The 276-nt window shown below is 64.1% G+C and carries 1 pseudogene; it reads left to right on the forward strand.

The annotated features are described in order from the left end of the window. Positions 1 to 276 (forward strand): annotated as a pseudogene (locus tag EXE45_RS18820) (hypothetical protein); the annotation flags it as partial.

The following is a 276-nucleotide window of genomic DNA, read 5'->3' on the forward strand; positions in this document are numbered from 1 at the left end:
ATCGTCGACCCGGACAACATGGGCGACCTCGGCGACGCGATCAACGCGCGGCTCTGGTACGACGAGGACTGCGACAACGTCTACGACGCCGCGCGGCCGGTCGACATCATGCTGACGCTCGACTTCTCGGGCTCGATGCTGTACAACCAGTACGGCGGCGTGGTCAGCAGCGACCCGATCACGATCAATGGGACGACCTACAACGAGACGACGAAGATCGACCTCGTCGAGCTCGGCACCCGGCAGTTCATCGACTTCCTCCAGAACGCGGGCGCC

Origin of the sequence: Halorubrum sp. SP9, assembly GCF_005435015.1 — an archaeon.
In the GTDB taxonomy this organism is placed as follows: domain Archaea; phylum Halobacteriota; class Halobacteria; order Halobacteriales; family Haloferacaceae; genus Halorubrum; species Halorubrum sodomense.